Origin of the sequence: Nocardia elegans NBRC 108235, from assembly GCF_001612845.1 — a bacterium.
Classification (GTDB): domain Bacteria; phylum Actinomycetota; class Actinomycetes; order Mycobacteriales; family Mycobacteriaceae; genus Nocardia; species Nocardia nova.
On record NZ_BDBF01000031.1, the window covers coordinates 21,214 to 38,331 of the forward strand.

The window sequence follows — 17,118 nt, forward strand, 5'->3', positions numbered from 1 at the left end:
GATTTCCTGGTCACAGCACATCGGAAACCGCACCGGGAGTGATGACCATGCCGTATCTCACCGTCGACGACGTCCAGCTGTACTACGAGGATCAGGGAACCGGGAAGCCGCTGTTGTTCCTGCACGGCTGGGGTACCAGCGGCCGGGTCTGGGGCGCTCAGCAGGCGGCGCTGGTCACCGAGTTCCGGGTGGTCACCGTCGATTGGCGCGGCTGCGGGCGATCGGACCGGCCCGTCGCCGGCAACAACCTGACCGGTGTGATCGCCGACCTCGTCGAGCTCATCCGGCAGCTCGGGTTGCATCGCCCCATCGTCGTCGGATCCTCGGTCGGCGCGACCTTCGCGACCGAACTGGCGCTGGCTCATCCGGATCTGCTCGGCGGTGTGGTCGCGGTAGACGGTCCGGCCTACTGGCCCGGGCAGGGCATGCCGCTGGCCGAGATCATCGGCGAAATGCGGGATCACCGAGCCGAATTCGTCGCGCGGTGGGTGCCGAACTGGTATGCCCCGGGAACCTCGCCGGCGCTGGTGGACTGGACCGTACGACAGATCCTCGATTCGGGTGTGTACATCGACGAACTGTTCCACCTCTTCGCAACCTACGATCCCCGCCCGCGACTGCCGCACCTGCGTACGCCGATCCACTACCTGCACGGCGAGCTGGACGCCGAAATTCCGGTGGCGGTGGCGCGGATGTGCGCGGCCCTCACGCCGGGCGCGCGAGTCGGCGTGATCGACGGCGCGGGCCATATGCCGCAACAGGAACGAGCGGCCGAGTTCACGGCCGCGCTGCGCGCGGCGATCGCCGACTTCACTCTGCAGGCCGCGGCCTGATGACCGAAACACCTACGGCACAAGGAAATTCGATGATATTCGCAACCGCCGCAATCACCGGGGGTACCGCCGAGGTCGCCTACCACATGACCGGAACGGGTCCCGCGGTCGTGCTGGTCCACGGCACGGCGGCCGCACGCGACCAGTGGACGCCGCTGACCGCCGATCTCGCCGACCGCTATACCGTTGTGGCACTGGACTATTCCGGTTCGGGCGACACCGTCGACCACGGCGGCCCGCTCACCGTCGCCGATCTGGCCGCCGAGGTGCGCGCCGTCGCCGATCACGCCGGGCTGGACCGGTTCCACCTGGTCGGGCATTCCCTGGGCGCGGTGGTGGCCGCGCACGTCGCCGCGACCGCACCCGACCGGGTTCGTTCCCTGCTGATGCATGCGGGCTGGGTTCGCACCGACGCTCGGATGGATGCCGAATTCCGTTACTGGATCCAGGTGCTGCGCGCCGACGCCGCCTACGGCACCAGCCTCTTCGCGCACATGCTGCCGCTGATGGCATTCGGTCCGCGCTACTGGGAGCGAACGAGCGCGGAGGAGAACGCGACTCTGGTCGAACAGCTGGCGAAGGTGATCGCGCGCGGTGCCGCCCGCCAGACCGAGGCGGATCGCACCGTGGATCTCACCGATCTGCTCGGCCGCATCACCGCGCCGACGCTGATCCTCGCCAGTGCGCACGACCGGGTGGTTCCGGCGGCGCAGCAACAGCGGCTGCTCGCGGCGATACCCGATGCCCGCTACGCCGAGATCGACGCCGGCCACGGCGCTCCGGGCGAGGATCCGGCCGGCTTCCACGCCAAGATCATCAACTTCCTGGACGCGCAAACGGCGTGACGCCCGGTCAGTTGCTGCCGGGATAATCCATCCAGAAACCCTCCCAGTGGTGACCGTCGGGGTCGACGAAGGCGCGGCTGAACATGCCTACCGCCTCCTCCTGGGCGCGCTTGTCCTCGCTGACCTCCTCCGTGGCCCCGGCGCCCACCGCGGCCGCGATCAGCGACTCGACCTCCGCTCGACTGCCCAGCGACAGCGCGTAGATGGAACCGGTGGCCGCCCGGGTGTCGGCGATCGGTCGGTTGGTGAAGGTGTCGAAGTACTGCCGGACCAGCAGCATCACGCAGATGTTGTCGTCGACCACCACGCACGCGGCGTTCTCGTCGGTGAAATCCGGATTCACCTTCCAGCCCAGCGCCTCGTAGAACGATGTGGACCGCTCCAGATCCTCGACGGGGAGATTGATGAAGATCATCTTGCTGGCCATGCTCGGTCCTCTCGCGGCATCGGTACGTGTCGTCTGTAGAGACGCGGTGGGCGCGGCAAACTCATCGGACGCCTCGGCGTACCCGCTCTGAGCTGCACTGATGCCGCATCGACCGGGAAAATCGCTCGCGGTCGAGTGTCCTGCGCGATACCGTCCGGCCATGACGAGTGCCGTCTATCTCATCACCGGCATCCAAGCGGCCGGAAAGTCGACGGTCGCGCAGGCCCTCGCCGAACGACTGCCCCGTTCCGCCCACGTTCGCGGTGACGTGTTCCGCCGCTTCGTGGTCGGCGGCCGCGCCGAGATGTCCGGCGAACCGAGCGGAGAAGCCATGCGGCAGTTGCGGTTACGCCACCGCCTGGCGGCCGCGACGGCCGACGAATACGCCGCCGCGGGATTCACGGCGGTGGTCCAGGACGTCGTCCTGGGTGAACTGCTGCCGTGGATGATCGAGCAGATCCGCACCGACCCGCTGTACGTGGTCGTGCTGACTCCGCGTCCGGCCGCGGTGGCTCGGCGTGAGGCCGGACGGGACAAGAAGGCCTACGGGGTCTTCACCGTGGAACAGCTCGACACCGTCCTGCACGGGGAGACGCCACACGTCGGATTGTGGCTGGACACAACGGATCTCACGATCGAGGAGACCGTCGGAGAGATTCTCGCCCGGGCCGAACCGGTGGAGCGGCGGATCGGCCCGGGCGAGCGCCTGCGTTAGTGGGCCTCGGCCAGGAGGGTGCCCAGCGCACGCAGGTGGTCGGTGGCGCCGCCGAGCGCGAATTCGTTGTGTTTGGCGGCGGTGAAGTAGCACTGCACGATGTGGTCGCGGTCGATGCCGACGCCACCGTGCACGTGCACGGCGGTGTGGGCGATGCGGTGACCGGCCTCGGCGGCCCAGAACTTGGCGGTGTGGATCTCCGCGTCCGCCGGCAGCCCCTCGTCGACCCGCCACGCGGCCTGGGTGACCGCCAGCCGCAGCCCCTGCAGATCGATGTAGCCGTCGGCCAGCCGCTGCGCGACCGCCTGGAAGCTGCCGATCTTGCGATTGAACTGCTCACGCTCACGGCCGTATTCGGCGACGAGTTCGACCGCGCGCTCCAAGGTGCCCAGCTGCTGCGCGGCCAGACCGAGCCAGCCGTGGTTCAGTAGCCACGCGAGGATTTCCGCGCCGCCGTCCACGGTGCCGATCAATTCGGCTGGGGTGGAATCGAATTCGATCTCGGCCTGCGGGCTGCGGTCGACCACCTGCTGCGGCGTGATGCGCGCGTCCGCGGGGTCGACCAGGAATACCGCCGCCTTGCCGGAGACCGTGGCAGGCACCAGGATCCGCCCGGCCTGCGCGGCGAAGGGAACAACCGTCTTGGCGCCGACCAGCTTCCAGCCGCCGTCCTCGGTCGCGGTCGTGGTGGGCTTCGCCGGCTCCCAGTTGCGTTCCTCCGACAGCGCGACGGTCAGAATCGTCTCGCCCGCACCGGCTTTCGCCGCCAGTTCGCGCTGCGCCTCGTCACCCCACCGGGCCAGGGCGCCGGCGCCGAGGACGACCGACCACAGATAGGGGACGGGGGCGGCGGATTTGCCGATCTCCCGCAGAATCGCGGTCTGCTCCAGCGCGCCCAGGCCGCTGCCGCCCACCGATTCCGGCAGAGCCGCCGCGAGCACTCCGGTCTCGGCCAGCGACCGCCAGAGCTGCTCGTCGAAGCGGACCTCGGCCTTGTCCAGTTCCCGTAGCCGGTCGGCGGTGACCAGTTTGGTGCAGACCTCGCCGGTCAACCGCGCGAGATCCTGCTGCCCCTCGGTAAGTGTGAAATCCATCGTTGTTCCTAGTTCTTCGGCGTTTCCGATGTTCCGACCGGTCTGCGGCTCAGCGGGCGGCAGCGGGCTGTTTCAGGGCGGTCATCGCGATGATGTCGCGCTGCACCTCGTTGGTGCCGCCGCCGAAGGTCAGGATCAGGCAGGCGCGATGCATCCGCTCGAGCCGTCCGCGCAGCTGCGCGCCGGGGGAGTCCTGCCGCAGATAGGCCTGCGGGCCGAGGATCTCCATCAGCAGTCGGTAGGCCTCGGTGGCCAATTCGGTGCCGAGCACCTTGCAGGTGGAGGCATCCCACGGCCGCGGCGCGGCGTCTCCGCCGGCATCGGCGCCCGAGGCGATCTCCCAGTTCAGCAGCTTCAGGAATTCCACCTTGGCGTGCACGCGCGCGAGGTTCAGCCGCACCCACTCGTTGTCGATCACCCGCGCACCGGTGGAATCCTTGGTGTCGCGCGCCCACTCGGTGGTCTGCGCGACCGCCAGCGCCAGCGGCGCCGCCGAGGTCAGCGCCACCCGCTCGTGGTTGAGCTGGTTGGTGACCAGCGCCCAGCCGCCGTTCTCGGGGCCGACCATCGCCGAATGCGGCACCCGCACGTCCTGGTAGTAGGTGGCGCTGGTGTCGGGCCCGGCCATCGTGTGCACTGGTGTCCAGGAGAAGCCCTCGGCCGAGGTGGGCACGATGAACATGCTGATGCCCTTGTGCTTCTTGGCGGTCGGGTCGGTGCGGGCGGCCAGCCAGATGTAGTCGGCGTACTGGATGAGGCTGGTCCACATCTTCTGGCCGTTGATCACCCAGTCGTCACCGTCGCGGACCGCGGTGGTGCGCAGCGACGCCAGGTCGGTGCCCGCGCCGGGCTCGGAATATCCGATGGAGAAGTGCAATTCGCCTGCGGAGATCTTGGGCAGGAAGAACTTCTTCTGCTCCTCGGTGCCGTAGTGCATGATCGTCGGCGCAACCGAGTTGATGGTCAGGAACGGCACCGGCGCGCCCGCGACGGCCGCCTCGTCGGTGAAGATCAGCTGATCCATCGTCGAGCGATCCTGGCCGCCGTACTCCTTGGGCCAGCCGAGGGTGAGCCAGCCGTCGTGGCCCATCTGCTGAACGACCTCGCGGTAGACGTTACCGTGCCCGTACTCACCGGTCTGCGACGACAAGGCCTCGCGGCGCTCCGGCGTGATCAGCTTGGCGAAATATTCGCGGAGCTCGGCGCGCAGCTGCTCCTGTTGCTCGGTATAAGCAATCCGCATGGCGGTTACCTCGTACTCGGTGATGGTGATGGCGGATGTGACGACATCGCCCCTGTGACGATCAGCGCCGGGGCCGATCTGCCCTGACGTCGATCATTGCATATCTACTGAAACATGTTCCAGTATGGAAACCGAATCCGGCCGCTTCGGCCGCAGCGGCCCGGCCGGGCTTGTAGGCTCGGCACTACCTGGTGGTGAAGGAGTTATCAATGAAGGTCAGTGTGGATTTCGACCAGTGCGAGGCCAACGGCATTTGCGTCGGAATCGCCCCCGACGTCTTCGAACTCGACGATGAGGATCAGCTGCACATCCTCACCGCCGACGTGCCCGAGGACCGGCTCTCCGATGTCGAGACCGCCGTCGCGCAATGCCCCAAGGCTGCCCTGCGGTTGCAGTGAAATGGATGCTTGCCGATAACTGGAACACGTTCTAGAGTCACGGCGTGAGTGAATCGTCGAATCAGTCGGGGACGGATCTGTCCGGCAAGGTAGCGATCGTGACCGGAGCCGGCGCGGGCCTCGGACGGGCCGAAGCGCTGGCGCTGGCCGGGGCCGGCGCCTCGGTGGTGGTCAACGATCTGGCCGAAAACGATGCGGTGGCCGCCACCCTCGCCGATATCCGCGCGCTGGGCGCGAAAGCGGAATTCGTGGGTGGCAGTGTGGCCGAGCGCGCCACCGCCGATGCCCTGATTCGCACCGCGGACGAGACCTTCGGCGGTGTGGACATCGTCGTGAACAATGCGGGAATCGTTCGTGACCGCATGCTTTTCAATCTCTCCGACGAGGACTGGGACGCGGTCCTCGCGGTCCATCTGCGCGGCCATTTCCTGTTGTCGCGGAATGCCGCCGCCTACTGGCGCGGTAAATCGAAGGAATCCGGTGCTCCAATTTACGGGCGCCTGATCAACACATCGTCGGAAGCCGGTTTGCTGGGTCCGGAAGGGCAGCCGAATTACGCGGCCGCGAAAGCCGGAATCACCGCGCTGACGCTGTCCGCCTCGCGCGGTTTGTCGCGATACGGCGTGCGTGCCAACGCCATCTGCCCGCGGGCCCGGACCGCCATGACGGAATCGGTCTTCTCCGCCGCTCCCGAAGGGGATGTGGACCCGCTGTCGCCGGATCACGTCGCCCGGCTGGTCGCCTACCTGGCCTCTCCCGGCGCCGATGCGATCAACGGTCAGGTGTTCGTCGTATACGGCCCGATGGTCGCGCTGATGGCCGCGCCCGAAGTCGAGGCCCGCTTCGATGCCGCCGGCGCGGAATGGAGTGCGGACGCGCTGGCCGACACACTCGGAACCTACTTCGCCGAGCGCGCCGCCGGGCGTACGTTTTCTGCGAGTTCGCTGCACGATCTCGGCTGATTATCAGGTACAGGTCATCCGACCAACTCCGGTTGATCGGCGGTCTCGCACTTGGTAGACATGGGGGTCGAAGGTTGTGGGGTGCCTCACAAAGGCGTTCTGTACACCGTATGAACCTGTTCTAGCTTCCGAGATGAAGCTCGGATGAAAAGAGCAGGTCAAAAATGTCAAATTCTCTTCCGATTCGATGTGAACGTGTTCTAATCTTCGGAGCGGAAGAGGTGTGGAGGCTCGCTTGCGCAGCGTTGCGCGTACGGGTCGGCAAGGAGGAATCGCGGAATGAACGAGGTTCTTGCCGTGCCGTTGCGTGCGGTCGGCGGGTTCTTCGAACTCGTGGCCGCTGTGGCGCGGGCCTTGATACGTCCGCCATTTCAGCGACGGGAATTCGTCGACCAGTCGTGGTTCGTCGCACGGGTGTCGATCATCCCGACCATCCTGGTCGCGATCCCGTTCACGGTTCTGGTGAGCTTTACGCTGAACATTCTGCTGCGCGAAATCGGCGCGGCCGATCTCTCGGGCGCGGGCGCCGCATTCGGAACGGTCACCCAGGTCGGTCCGATCGTGACGGTGCTGATCGTCGCCGGCGCCGGTGCCACCGCGATCTGCGCGGACCTGGGTGCGCGCACGATCCGGGAAGAAATCGACGCCATGAAGGTGCTCGGTATCGATCCGATCCATCGCCTGGTGGTGCCCCGCGTACTCGCCTCGATGTTCGTCGCGGCGCTGCTCAACGGCCTGGTCTCGACGATCGGCATCGCCGGCGGCTTCCTGTTCTCGGTGCTTCTGCAGGGAGTCAACCCCGGCGCCTTCGTCAACGGGCTCACCCTGCTCACCCATACGCCGGAGCTGGTGATCTCGGAGGTCAAGGCCGCGCTGTTCGGTCTGATCGCCGGTCTGATGGCCTGCTATCTCGGTCTCAACGTCAAGGGCGGTCCCAAGAGTGTGGGTGACGCGGTCAACCAGACGGTGGTTTTCTCCTTCATGGCTCTGTTCGTGGTGAACGTCGTGGTCACCGCCGTCGGCATCAAGTTCACGGTGCGGTGATCCGATGGCGTTCGTAATCCAGTCCCGCTTCCCCCGTACTGTTCGACGTGTGCGGCGGGTTTCGAGTTCGATGGACGGAATCGGGCATCACGCCCAGTTCTACGCGAAGTCACTGGCCTCGGTGCCGAAGGCGTTCTCGCACTACCGCACCGAAACCATACGCCTGATCGCCGAAATCAGCATGGGCACAGGCGCTTTGGCGGTGATCGGCGGCACGGTGGTGATCGTCGGCTTCCTCACCCTGTTCACCGGCGGCACCATCGCGGTGCAGGGCTACAGCTCGCTGGGCAATATCGGTGTCGAGGCGCTGACCGGATTCTTCGCCGCATTCCTCAATGTGCGCATCGCGGCACCGGTGATCTCGGGCATCGGGCTCGCGGCGACCATCGGCGCCGGCGCGACGGCCCAGCTGGGCGCCATGCGGGTGGCCGAGGAGATCGACGCCCTGGAATCCATGGCGATCCGGCCGATGCCCTTTTTGGTGGGCACCCGGGTGCTGGCGGGCATGATCGCGATCGTTCCGCTCTACGCGCTCGCGGTCATCGCGTCGTTCGTCGCGAGCCGCTTCGCCACGGTCGTCATCTACGGCCAGTCGGCCGGTGTGTACGACCACTACTTCTCAACATTCCTGATTCCCAGTGACATTCTGTGGTCGTTCGTACAGGCGATCCTCATGGCCTTGGCGGTCATGATGATTCACACCTATTACGGCTACAACGCGACCGGTGGACCGGTCGGTGTCGGAATCGCGGTCGGTAACGCGGTGCGCGCCTCGCTGGTGGCAGTGGTGTCGGTGACCCTGCTGATGTCGCTGGCGATCTACGGCACCTCCGGCAACTTCCATCTCTCCGGGTAGGCGGTATGGCGGCAAATAGACTCGTCGAAAAGGAAGGCGCCGGCAAGTTTTTCGGCGCCGGATGGGGTGTCAAGCTTTCGGGGGTGGCGCTGATTCTGTTTCTGGCCGCGATCGTCGCCGTCGCTTTGACGATGTTCGTGGGCGGATTCAGCACGTCGAAACCGGTCTATCTCGACGCCCCGCGGGCCGGCCTGGTGATGGACAAGGACGCGAAGGTCAAGATCCGCGGTGTGCAGATCGGCCACGTCTCCGATATCGCGTATACCGGCGACCAAGCTCGGCTGACCCTGGCGATCGAACCCGATCAGCTGAAGATGGTGCCGGCGAACGCGACCGTGGATATTCGGTCCACCACCGTCTTCGGCGCCAAATACGTGAACTTCGTGGAGCCGGAGGTTCCGTCCGCGCAGCATCTGCAGGCCGGCGCCACGCTGACCGCGCAGTCGGTGACCGTCGAATTCAATACGCTGTTCCAGCATTTGACCGATGTGCTCGGCAAGATCGCGCCGGAGAAATTGAATGCGACGCTGACCGCGCTCGGCACGGCATTGCAGGGCCGCGGCGACAAACTCGGTCAGCTGCTGGTCGACAGTGACGAATATCTGCGCGACATCAATCCGAGCCTGCCCGATCTGCAACGCGATCTGCAGACGTCGGTGGGAGTCACCAATCTGTACGCCGACACCGCGCCGAACCTGTTGCGCACCACTGACAATGCGGCCGTGACGAGCAAGACCATCGTCGACCACCAGGACAGCCTCGACGCGGTGTTGCTGAATCTGATCGGCCTGGCCGACACCACGGGCGCGGTGCTGAAGGAGAACGAGAACGGCCTGTCGACCGCACTGGATCTGCTGCGCCCGACGGCCGAACTGCTCAACGAATACAACCCGGCGCTGTACTGCCTGGTCGAAGGTGTCGCGGGCGCGATTCCACGAGCCAACGAGATCTTCGGCGGCACCGGACCGTGGGTGACGTTGAACGCCAGTTTCATGCCGGGCGGCACGCCCTACACCTATCCGAAGGATCTGCCGAAGGTGAATGCGACCGGTGGCCCGCACTGCGAGGGCATCCTCGACCGTAAACCCGGTAGCCACGCAAACTATCTGGTCACCGACACCACTGAGGGACGGGTGTACACGCCGGAACTGTCCACCCATCTGAACGGGCCCCGAGTCTTCCAACTGCTGTTCGCGGGGCTGCCGGGGGTGGGTAATCCGTGAGCATCAAACCGCACGCCACCGGCGTCAAACTCGGAATCTTCACGCTCGTGATGGTTCTGGTGCTGGCCCTGTTGGTCGTCATCTTCTCGCAGATGCGCTTCGCCCGGGAGAACGGCTACCACGCGGTGTTCACGAGTTCCTCGGGCATGCTGCCCGGGTCCAAGGTGCGCATCGCGGGTGTGCCGGTCGGATCGGTGAAAAGCGTCAAGGTCGGCAAGGACCATCTGGCCCATGTCGATTTCGACGTCGACCGGCAGTACAAGCTCTATGTCAGCACCCATGCCGCGGTGCGCTACGAGAATCTGGTGGGTGACCGGTATCTGGAACTGATGGACGCCCCGGGCACCGCGCAGGTGCTGCACTCCGGTGGCACCATCGGTCTGGACAAGACCAAGCCGGCGCTGGACCTGGACATGCTGCTGGGTGGTTTCAAGCCGCTGCTGCGCGGCCTGGACCCGCAGCAGGTCAACTCCCTGACCGAGGCGCTGCTGCAGGTCTTCCAGGGGCAGGGCGGCACCCTGGTCGCACTGCTGAACAGCTCCGGCTCGTTCGCCAAAACCCTGGCCGACCGCGACGCCCTCATCGGCAGCGTGATCGAGAATTTGAAGACGGTGCTGGCCACCATCGACGATCACAACAAGGAATTCGACACCACGCTGACCGAATTGCAGCGTCTGGTGAGTGGCCTGGCCGCGGACCGGGATCCGATCGGCGCGGCGCTGCCGCGACTGGCCGGCGCTACCGGAGATCTCACCGATCTGCTGAAGCAGGCGCGCCCGGACCTCAAGGCGACCTTCGACCAGCTGGGCCGGCTCTCGGACAATCTCGACCAGAAGTCCGACGATGTCGAGTGGGTCCTGCAGAACCTGCCCACGACCTACAAGGAGCTGGTGCGGCTCGGTTCGTACGGCTCGTTCCTGAACATGTACGTGTGCGGAACGAATTTCCTCGTGGACGGCCCGGACGGTAAGCCGATGCATGTGAATCTGCCCGGTCTGCAGACGACCGGAAGGTGTTCGACGAAGTGAACCAGACCTCCCCGCTCATCAAACACGGCGTCGTCGGCGTCGTCCTGGCGGTCGCGATCGCGTTGTCCGCCCTGCAATTCGACCGGCTTCCGTTCATTCGCAGCGGCGCCGAATTCACCGCGTATTTCGCCGATGCCGGCGGTCTGGTGACCGGTGATCAGGTTCAGGTCGCCGGTGTCCGCACCGGTCAGGTCGAGGATGTCAGCCTCGACGGTCCCAAGGTGAAGGTCCGGTTCAGGCTCGACGAATCCATCGTCCTGGGGAAGAAGACGACCGCCGCGATCAAGACCAACACCGTGCTCGGGCGCAAATCCCTGGAGGTCGATCCGCAGGGGTCCGGTGCGTTGCGCAGCGATCAGCCGATTCCCTTGGAGCGCACCACTTCTCCGTATTCGCTCAACGACGCCCTGGGCGATCTGAGCAATACCGTGAAGGGGCTGGACACCGACCAGGTCAACAAGACTCTGGACGCCCTGTCGGACGCCTTCGCCGACACCCCCGCGCCGATGCGTTCCGCCCTGGACGGCATCACCCAGCTCTCGCGCAGCCTGAACGCCCGCGACAAGGCGCTGACCGAACTGCTCTCGCACGCGCAGAACGTCACCAAGGTGCTCTCGGATCGGTCGAACCAGATCAACGCCCTGCTGCTGGACGGCAACAACCTGCTCGGCGAGTTGGACGCCCGGCGCACCGCTCTGAGCCAGTTGATCGTCTACGTCAACGGGCTCGCGCAGCAGCTGACCGGCTTCGTCAACGACAACGAGCAGAGCCTGAAACCCACCCTGGACAAGCTGAATTCGGTGCTGCAACTGCTCGAGCGGAACAAGGACAACCTGAACCAGGCCCTGGACGCCCTCGGTCCGTTCGAGGCGGCGCTCGGCGAACAGGTCGGCAGCGGCCCGTACTTCCAGGCCTACGTCTCCAACGCCACGAGTATGACGTTGCAGCCGCTGGTGGACGCGCTGGTCTGGCCTCAGCATGTACCGGAATCGTTCTGGAAGTACCTGACCACCCCGCCGCCCTCGATCGGGCCCGCGATCCAGGAGCCGCCGCGATGAACGCGATTCGCACGATCACGAAGGTGCCGAAATGGGTCCGCGTCGTGGCCGCCGTCCTGGTGGTGGCGCTGGCGGGCTGGATCGTCTACGGCGCGGTGAGCAATATCGGCAAGACACACATCACCGCCTATTTCCCGTCCACCACCGGGCTGTACGCCGGTGACGACGTGCGGGTGCTGGGCGTCAAGGTCGGCAGGATCGATTCGATCGAGCCGGGCCGGGACAAGACCAAGGTGACGATGACGGTCGACCGCGGCGTCGACATCCCCGCCGATGCCAAGGCCGTCACGGTCTCGCCGAATCTGGTCTCGGCACGCTTCGTGCAGTTGGCGCCGGTCTACACCGGCGGCCCGAAGATGCACGACGACGGCGTGATTCCGATCGAGCACACCGCCGTGCCGGTGGAATGGGACGACATCAAGGCCGAGCTGACCAAACTGTCCAAGGCCCTGGGGCCGATCGGTGAGGATCAGCAGGGCTCGTTCGGCCGGTTCGTCAACACCGCGTCCGACAATCTCGCAAACGGGAACGCCCAGGCGCTGCGGGACACGCTTCACGAGTTGTCGAGCACGCTGAATACGTTGTCCGACGGTCGCACCGACCTGTTCGGCACCGTCCGCAACCTCCAGCAGTTCGTCGACGTGCTCTCCAAGAGCAACGATCAGATCGTGCAGTTCGGCGGGCGGCTGGCCTCGGTGTCCTCGGTGCTGTCGGGCGTCTCCGACGACCTCGGCGCCGGATTGGACAATCTCGATTCGGCGGTGGCCGACGTCAAACGCTTCCTGGACGAACGCGGCGGCCAGCTCACCGAGAGTGTGCAGAATCTGGCGCAGGTTACCCAGATCCTGGCCGACAAGCGTCCGCAGCTCGAGCAGGTCCTGCACTCCGGCCCGGTCGCGCTGTCGAACTTCTATCAGATCTACAAGCCCGCGCAGGGCACGCTGACCGGCGCCGTGGTGCTGCCGAACTTCCGCAATCCGTTCGCGTTCCTGTGTGGCGCCGTCGAGGCGCTCGAGGACAACGGTTCGCAGCGGACCGCCGACCTGTGTAAACAACAGGTGGCGCCGGTGATCAGCTCACTGATGATGAATTACCCACCGCTGCTGGTGAATCCGGCGTCCGGACAGCAGGCCTTCCCGAGCCAGCTGACCTTCTCGCCCCCGAGCCTGGCCGACCGCGTCGAGTATCCGGCGCCCGGCGAGGCTCCGGCCGAGGTGCCCAGCGGTCTTGCCGGCCTGGCGATTCCGGGAGGAGGACGATGATGCGACGCGGACGGATGCGACTCGCCGGCGCCGCCGTCGGTCTGGTGATCCTGTTGGGCGCCACCGGATGCGAGTGGGACGGTCTGAACACCCTGCCGATGCCCGGTGCGGCCGGAACGGGTGAGGGCGCCTGGCAGATCAAGATCCAGATGCCGAATGTCACCACGCTGACCCGCAATTCGCCGGTGCAGGTGGACGACGTCACGGTCGGCACGGTGAAGAACATCCAGGTCGAGGATTGGCACGCGCTGGTCACGGTGAGCCTCGAGAAGGGTGTGCACCTGCCCGCCAACACGGTGGCCGCGATCGGGCAGACCAGCCTGCTCGGCAGTAACCACGTCGAGCTGTCGGCGCCGAAAGACGTTGCGCCGGAAGGCCAATTGAAGCCCGGCGATGTGATCCCGCTGTCGCGCGCGAGTGTCTATCCCACCACCGAGCAGACGCTGTCGTCGCTGTCGGTGGTGCTCAACGGTGGCGGTATCTCCCAGCTCGAGACCATCACCCACGAGCTGAACAAGACCTTCTCCGGGCGGTCGGATGCCATCCGCGATCTGCTGCCGCAGCTGGCGCAGCTGACCAGCACCCTGGACGGTCAGACCAAGGACATCATCGACGCGATGGGTGGGCTGGACCGTTTCGCCGGACAGCTGAACAACCAGAAGGAACAGGTGACCCGGGCCGTCACGCAGCTGCATCCGGCCCTCACCGTACTGGCCGACCGCCGCGAGAACATCACCAAAACGATTACCGCACTGGGTGATCTCAGTGATGTGGTGAGCCGGGTGATCGCCGAGAGCGGTGACAACCTGAAGGCGGATCTGGCCAATCTCCATCCGGCCCTGGAATCGCTGGCCAGCACCGGAACGAAACTGGCCGACGCCCTGCAGATCCTGCTCACCTTCCCGTTCCCCATGCGGAACTTGAACAAGGCGCTCAAGGGCGACTACCTCAACCTGCTGATGACCGTCGATCTCACCGGCGCGCGGCTGGATTCGAACTTCCTCACCGGTACGCCGCTGGGCGGACGCTTCGGCGGGGTCGAGGGCGCGCTCGGCACGATCGCACCCGATACCGCGATGGGCAAGGGTGACCCGATCACCGGGCCGATGCAGCCGCCGCCACCGCCCGCGCCGAACACGGCGGCGCCGACGCCGAGTCTTCCCGGCCTGCCGCCGATTCCGAATCTGCCCGCCATACCCGGGCTGACGGTGCCCGCACCGCAACAAGGGGGTGCGGGTCGATGAAACTCAGCAAATTCGTCCGGACGCAGTTGGTGATCTTCTCGATCCTGACCGTGATCGGCCTGGTCGTGATGGCGGGCGTCTACGTCCACCTGCCGGCCATGTTCGGCATCGGCCGCTACGGCGTGACCGTGAAACTGGAGGCCACCGGCGGGCTGTACCCGACCGCGAACGTCGCCTACCGCGGTACCAATGTCGGCAAGGTCGAGGATGTGAAGCTCACCCCCGAGGGGGTCGATGCCAAGCTGTCGATCAACAGCGACTTCAAGATTCCCGGTGATGTCGATGCCTATGTGAAGAGCGTGTCGGCGATCGGCGAACAGTACGTGGATCTGGTCCCGGCCGAGAATCCGCACGGCGGGAATCTGCACGACGGTTCGGTGATCCCGGTGCAGCGCACCAGACTTCCGCAGGACGTCGGCGATATGCTCGACCAGGCCGACCGGCTGCTCAGCAGTGTCGCCGACACCAAACTGCGCCAGGTCATCGACGATGCCTTCACCGCGTTCAACGGCGCGGGCCCGGATCTGCAGAAGTTCATCGACTCCGCCTCGCTGCTGGTGCAGGAGGCGAAGAAGAACACGAACGAGACCAAGGATCTGCTCGACAAGATCGGCCCGCTGCTCGACACCCAGAACCAGTCCGACGCCGCGATTCGTTCGTGGACAAAGGATTTGGCGACCGTCACCGATCAGTTGCGCCAGCACGACCCCTCGCTGGGGCAGTTGCTCGACCGCACCCCCGCGGCCGCGCAGAAGGTGTCGCAGACCTTCCAGGATCTGCGGCCGACGCTGCCGCTGCTGCTGTCGAATCTGACCAGCGTCGGCCAGGTCGGGGTGACCTACCACGCCGGTGTGGAACAGATCCTGGTGATCTACCCGCAGCTGGTGGCGGCGCTGCTGACATCCATCCGCGGGCCCACGCAATACGGCGCCATGGTCGACTTCATGCTCGGGCTCAACGACCCGCCCGGCTGCACCACCGGCTTCCTGCCGCAGGATCAGCGCCGCTCGCCGGCCCTGAAGGACACCCCGGACACGCCGCCGAATCTCTACTGCAAGGTGGCGCAGAACGCCAAGGAAGCGGTGCGCGGTATCCGCAACACGCCGTGTGCGGACGTGCCGGGTAAGCGGGCTCCGAGTCCGGAGCTCTGCCACGACCCGCAGGGTTATGTGCCCGAGGGCGACAACCCGCCCTTCGGCGATCCGCACCCGGTCACCCCGTCCGGTGAGCCGGCGGCCAACCCCGGCGACGCTCCTGCCGCGCAGAGCCAACCGGCGGCGGCACTGCGCACCTACGACCTGAAGAACCACACCTTCACCGGACCCGACGGCCGGACCTACCGACAGGGGGATGTGGGCCCCGACGGATCGGGCACTGTACCGTCCAGTTGGCAGGCGATGCTCGAGGAGCAACAGAAATGAGCGAATCGAATTCCACACCCACCGGTCGCGTCCGGCGCCGGGCCAGCCGGCAGGCCGGAGCGCCGACCGACGCGATAGCGGTCGAGCGGACCGAGAGCGCGCCCTCCGACGAAGCGACGGTGAAGCTCGGCGCCGCGGGCGCTGCCGAGGAGACGGTGCAATCGTCGACCACATCGCCGGCGAGGGCGACCGAGTCCTCCTCCGAGGCGGCATCGAAGGCAGTATCCGGCGCCGACGATAAGTCCGAGACCACCGTCGAGCTTTCGACGGCGGCCGACGACGACACGACCGTGCGGCTCACCGACTCCCCGGAGGACACGGCAGCGGCGGACACCTCCGAGCCGCCGAAGCGCTCACTCGGACCGCTGGGCTGGGCGGCCGCGGTGGTGGCGGTGCTGTCGTTGATCCTGCTGGTCGGCTCGGGCGGCTTCTTCGCCTACCACCAGCACCAGGTCAGCGCCCAGGCCGACCAGCGCGCGGAATATGTGCAGACCGCCAAGCAGGCCATCCTCAATCTGACCAACATCAAGGACGACACCGCGAAGCAGGACATCGACCGGGTGCTCTCGGTCGCCTCGGGACAGCTCAAGCAGGAGTACTCCGAGCGCAAGGACGCCTACGCGCAGGTCGTGCAGCAGGCCAAGGTGAAGGCCAGCGGCGAGATCATCGAGACCGCGGTCGAAAGCCAGGACGACCACACCGCGAAGGTGCTGGTCGCGGCCAAGCAGACCCTGACCAACGCCGGTGCCAAGGATCCGCAGGAGCGCTACTACCGCTTCCGGGTCACGGTCGACCGCGACGACAACGGTGGTATCACCGCCTCGCAAGTGGAGTTCGTGGCATGAGCAGACAAGGTTCCGGCAAGCTGCGTCCCATCCTGTTCATCGGTGCGGCGGTGCTGTTCGTGGCCGCCGTCGCGATGGCCTCGGTCACCGGCTACAAGTACTGGTCCGACAAACAGGTCGAGCAGGCCCGCACCGACTCGGTGCCCGCGGCCCGGCACGCGGTGGAGTCGGTATTCACCTACGACTTCAAGACCGTCGACGCCGAGTTGCCGAAATCGGCCGACAACCTCACCTCGTCGTTCCGCAAGGACTACCTGAAGCTGATCCAGCAGGCGATCGCACCCGGCGCCAAGGAGAAGCAGCTCACCGTGCAGGCCACCACCACGGCGGCCGGTGTGGTGTCCGCGGAGCGCTCGCACGCGGTGGTCCTGCTGTACCTGAACCAGGTGACCACCAGCAAGGACTCCCCGCAGGGCACGGTGACGCCGAGCCGGGTCCGCGTGGCTCTGGACAAGGACGGCGGCCACTGGCTGGTCGACGCCATCACCCCGATCTGATCCCGCGTTAAGCGAATCCCGTTATCCCCGTTAAGGGTTCGTCCCTACCGTCGACGGCACAGCGATTCCGAGGCGGGATCGGTGGTCGATACCGGCTCCGGTCGCGGCGCAGATCTCCCGCCG

At 66.1% G+C, this 17,118-nt stretch carries 18 protein-coding genes; 15 read left to right on the top strand and 3 right to left on the bottom strand.

Annotated elements, in window-relative coordinates:
- Window positions 1-41 precede the first annotated feature (41 nt).
- Window positions 42-833: an alpha/beta fold hydrolase gene (locus tag NE2_RS21770; protein WP_218018644.1), complete on the top strand. Its 792-nt coding sequence runs from the start codon at window positions 42-44 to the stop codon at window positions 831-833.
- A gap of 32 nt (window positions 834-865) precedes the next feature.
- Window positions 866-1,678, top strand: coding sequence for an alpha/beta fold hydrolase (locus NE2_RS21775; RefSeq protein ID WP_063028942.1), 813 nt, complete (start codon window positions 866-868; stop codon window positions 1,676-1,678).
- Between the two features lie 7 nt (window positions 1,679-1,685).
- On the opposite strand, the gene NE2_RS21780 is transcribed toward NE2_RS21775, so the two are convergent.
- Window positions 1,686-2,105: a VOC family protein gene (locus NE2_RS21780; RefSeq protein WP_063028944.1), complete on the bottom strand. Its 420-nt coding sequence runs from the start codon at window positions 2,103-2,105 to the stop codon at window positions 1,686-1,688.
- 160 nt (window positions 2,106-2,265) lie between these two features.
- Here NE2_RS21780 and NE2_RS21785 point away from each other — a divergent pair, with 160 nt between their 5' ends.
- Complete coding sequence (locus NE2_RS21785) at window positions 2,266-2,820, top strand: AAA family ATPase (RefSeq protein ID WP_063029020.1); 555 nt, start codon at window positions 2,266-2,268, stop codon at window positions 2,818-2,820.
- Here the strand turns inward: NE2_RS21785 and NE2_RS21790 are convergent.
- Both NE2_RS21790 and NE2_RS21795 read right to left on the bottom strand, forming a co-directional pair.
- Complete coding sequence (locus NE2_RS21790; RefSeq protein WP_063028945.1) at window positions 2,817-3,914, bottom strand: acyl-CoA dehydrogenase family protein; 1,098 nt, start codon at window positions 3,912-3,914, stop codon at window positions 2,817-2,819. The genes NE2_RS21785 and NE2_RS21790 overlap by 4 nt on opposite strands.
- A 49-nt stretch (window positions 3,915-3,963) precedes the next feature.
- Window positions 3,964-5,157, bottom strand: coding sequence for an acyl-CoA dehydrogenase family protein (locus NE2_RS21795; RefSeq protein WP_030518643.1), 1,194 nt, complete (start codon window positions 5,155-5,157; stop codon window positions 3,964-3,966).
- A gap of 209 nt (window positions 5,158-5,366) precedes the next feature.
- Here NE2_RS21795 and NE2_RS21800 point away from each other — a divergent pair, with 209 nt between their 5' ends.
- The 12 genes from NE2_RS21800 to NE2_RS21855 all read left to right on the top strand — a co-directional run bounded on the left by NE2_RS21800 (window position 5,367) and on the right by NE2_RS21855 (window position 16,995).
- Window positions 5,367-5,555 (top strand): ferredoxin, encoded by a 189-nt coding sequence (locus NE2_RS21800; RefSeq protein ID WP_030518642.1) that lies wholly within the window; start codon window positions 5,367-5,369, stop codon window positions 5,553-5,555.
- 44 nt (window positions 5,556-5,599) lie between these two features.
- The gene (locus NE2_RS21805) at window positions 5,600-6,517 is read left to right on the top strand and encodes a 3-oxoacyl-ACP reductase (protein WP_063028947.1); all 918 of its coding nucleotides are present in this window, start codon (window positions 5,600-5,602) and stop codon (window positions 6,515-6,517) included.
- A 279-nt stretch (window positions 6,518-6,796) separates the two neighbouring features.
- Entirely contained in the window at window positions 6,797-7,561 is a 765-nt protein-coding gene (locus NE2_RS21810; RefSeq protein ID WP_030518640.1) for an MlaE family ABC transporter permease, read from the top strand.
- A gap of 4 nt (window positions 7,562-7,565) precedes the next feature.
- Window positions 7,566-8,417: an ABC transporter permease gene (locus tag NE2_RS21815; RefSeq protein WP_030518639.1), complete on the top strand. Its 852-nt coding sequence runs from the start codon at window positions 7,566-7,568 to the stop codon at window positions 8,415-8,417.
- Between the two features lie 5 nt (window positions 8,418-8,422).
- Window positions 8,423-9,640, top strand: coding sequence for an MCE family protein (locus tag NE2_RS21820; RefSeq protein ID WP_063028949.1), 1,218 nt, complete (start codon window positions 8,423-8,425; stop codon window positions 9,638-9,640).
- 2 nt (window positions 9,641-9,642) lie between these two features.
- Window positions 9,643-10,668, top strand: coding sequence for an MCE family protein (locus NE2_RS21825; protein WP_030518637.1), 1,026 nt, complete (start codon window positions 9,643-9,645; stop codon window positions 10,666-10,668).
- Window positions 10,665-11,726, top strand: coding sequence for an MCE family protein (locus NE2_RS21830; protein ID WP_063029022.1), 1,062 nt, complete (start codon window positions 10,665-10,667; stop codon window positions 11,724-11,726). The genes NE2_RS21825 and NE2_RS21830 overlap by 4 nt, the downstream gene beginning before the upstream one ends.
- The gene (locus NE2_RS21835; RefSeq protein ID WP_063028951.1) at window positions 11,723-12,988 is read left to right on the top strand and encodes an MCE family protein; all 1,266 of its coding nucleotides are present in this window, start codon (window positions 11,723-11,725) and stop codon (window positions 12,986-12,988) included. Before NE2_RS21830 ends, NE2_RS21835 begins: the two co-directional genes overlap by 4 nt.
- A complete protein-coding gene (locus tag NE2_RS21840; protein WP_063028953.1) occupies window positions 12,985-14,232 on the top strand; it encodes an MCE family protein in 1,248 nt (415 codons plus the stop codon). The genes NE2_RS21835 and NE2_RS21840 overlap by 4 nt, the downstream gene beginning before the upstream one ends.
- Window positions 14,229-15,653: an MCE family protein gene (locus NE2_RS21845; RefSeq protein ID WP_063028955.1), complete on the top strand. Its 1,425-nt coding sequence runs from the start codon at window positions 14,229-14,231 to the stop codon at window positions 15,651-15,653. Before NE2_RS21840 ends, NE2_RS21845 begins: the two co-directional genes overlap by 4 nt.
- The gene (locus NE2_RS21850) at window positions 15,650-16,498 is read left to right on the top strand and encodes an Rv1363c family protein (protein WP_063028957.1); all 849 of its coding nucleotides are present in this window, start codon (window positions 15,650-15,652) and stop codon (window positions 16,496-16,498) included. Before NE2_RS21845 ends, NE2_RS21850 begins: the two co-directional genes overlap by 4 nt.
- Window positions 16,495-16,995, top strand: a complete 501-nt coding sequence (locus NE2_RS21855; protein WP_063028959.1) for an Rv1363c family protein — start codon at window positions 16,495-16,497, stop codon at window positions 16,993-16,995. The genes NE2_RS21850 and NE2_RS21855 overlap by 4 nt, the downstream gene beginning before the upstream one ends.
- Window positions 16,996-17,118 lie beyond the last annotated feature (123 nt).

Bases quoted from the DNA above. Each gene is read 5' to 3' on its own strand.
- NE2_RS21770 (WP_218018644.1), top strand. From the start codon at position 42: ATGACCATGCCGTATCTCACCGTCGACGACGTCCAGCTGTACTACGAG.
- NE2_RS21795 (WP_030518643.1), bottom strand. From the start codon at position 5,157: ATGCGGATTGCTTATACCGAGCAACAGGAGCAGCTGCGCGCCGAGCTC.
- NE2_RS21850 (WP_063028957.1), top strand. From the start codon at position 15,650: ATGAGCGAATCGAATTCCACACCCACCGGTCGCGTCCGGCGCCGGGCC.
- NE2_RS21810 (WP_030518640.1), top strand. From the start codon at position 6,797: ATGAACGAGGTTCTTGCCGTGCCGTTGCGTGCGGTCGGCGGGTTCTTC.
- NE2_RS21855 (WP_063028959.1), top strand. From the start codon at position 16,495: ATGAGCAGACAAGGTTCCGGCAAGCTGCGTCCCATCCTGTTCATCGGT.
- NE2_RS21800 (WP_030518642.1), top strand. From the start codon at position 5,367: ATGAAGGTCAGTGTGGATTTCGACCAGTGCGAGGCCAACGGCATTTGC.
- NE2_RS21845 (WP_063028955.1), top strand. From the start codon at position 14,229: ATGAAACTCAGCAAATTCGTCCGGACGCAGTTGGTGATCTTCTCGATC.
- NE2_RS21775 (WP_063028942.1), top strand. From the start codon at position 866: ATGATATTCGCAACCGCCGCAATCACCGGGGGTACCGCCGAGGTCGCC.
- NE2_RS21780 (WP_063028944.1), bottom strand. From the start codon at position 2,105: ATGGCCAGCAAGATGATCTTCATCAATCTCCCCGTCGAGGATCTGGAG.
- NE2_RS21815 (WP_030518639.1), top strand. From the start codon at position 7,566: ATGGCGTTCGTAATCCAGTCCCGCTTCCCCCGTACTGTTCGACGTGTG.
- NE2_RS21835 (WP_063028951.1), top strand. From the start codon at position 11,723: ATGAACGCGATTCGCACGATCACGAAGGTGCCGAAATGGGTCCGCGTC.
- NE2_RS21790 (WP_063028945.1), bottom strand. From the start codon at position 3,914: ATGGATTTCACACTTACCGAGGGGCAGCAGGATCTCGCGCGGTTGACC.
- NE2_RS21785 (WP_063029020.1), top strand. From the start codon at position 2,266: ATGACGAGTGCCGTCTATCTCATCACCGGCATCCAAGCGGCCGGAAAG.
- NE2_RS21840 (WP_063028953.1), top strand. From the start codon at position 12,985: ATGATGCGACGCGGACGGATGCGACTCGCCGGCGCCGCCGTCGGTCTG.
- NE2_RS21820 (WP_063028949.1), top strand. From the start codon at position 8,423: ATGGCGGCAAATAGACTCGTCGAAAAGGAAGGCGCCGGCAAGTTTTTC.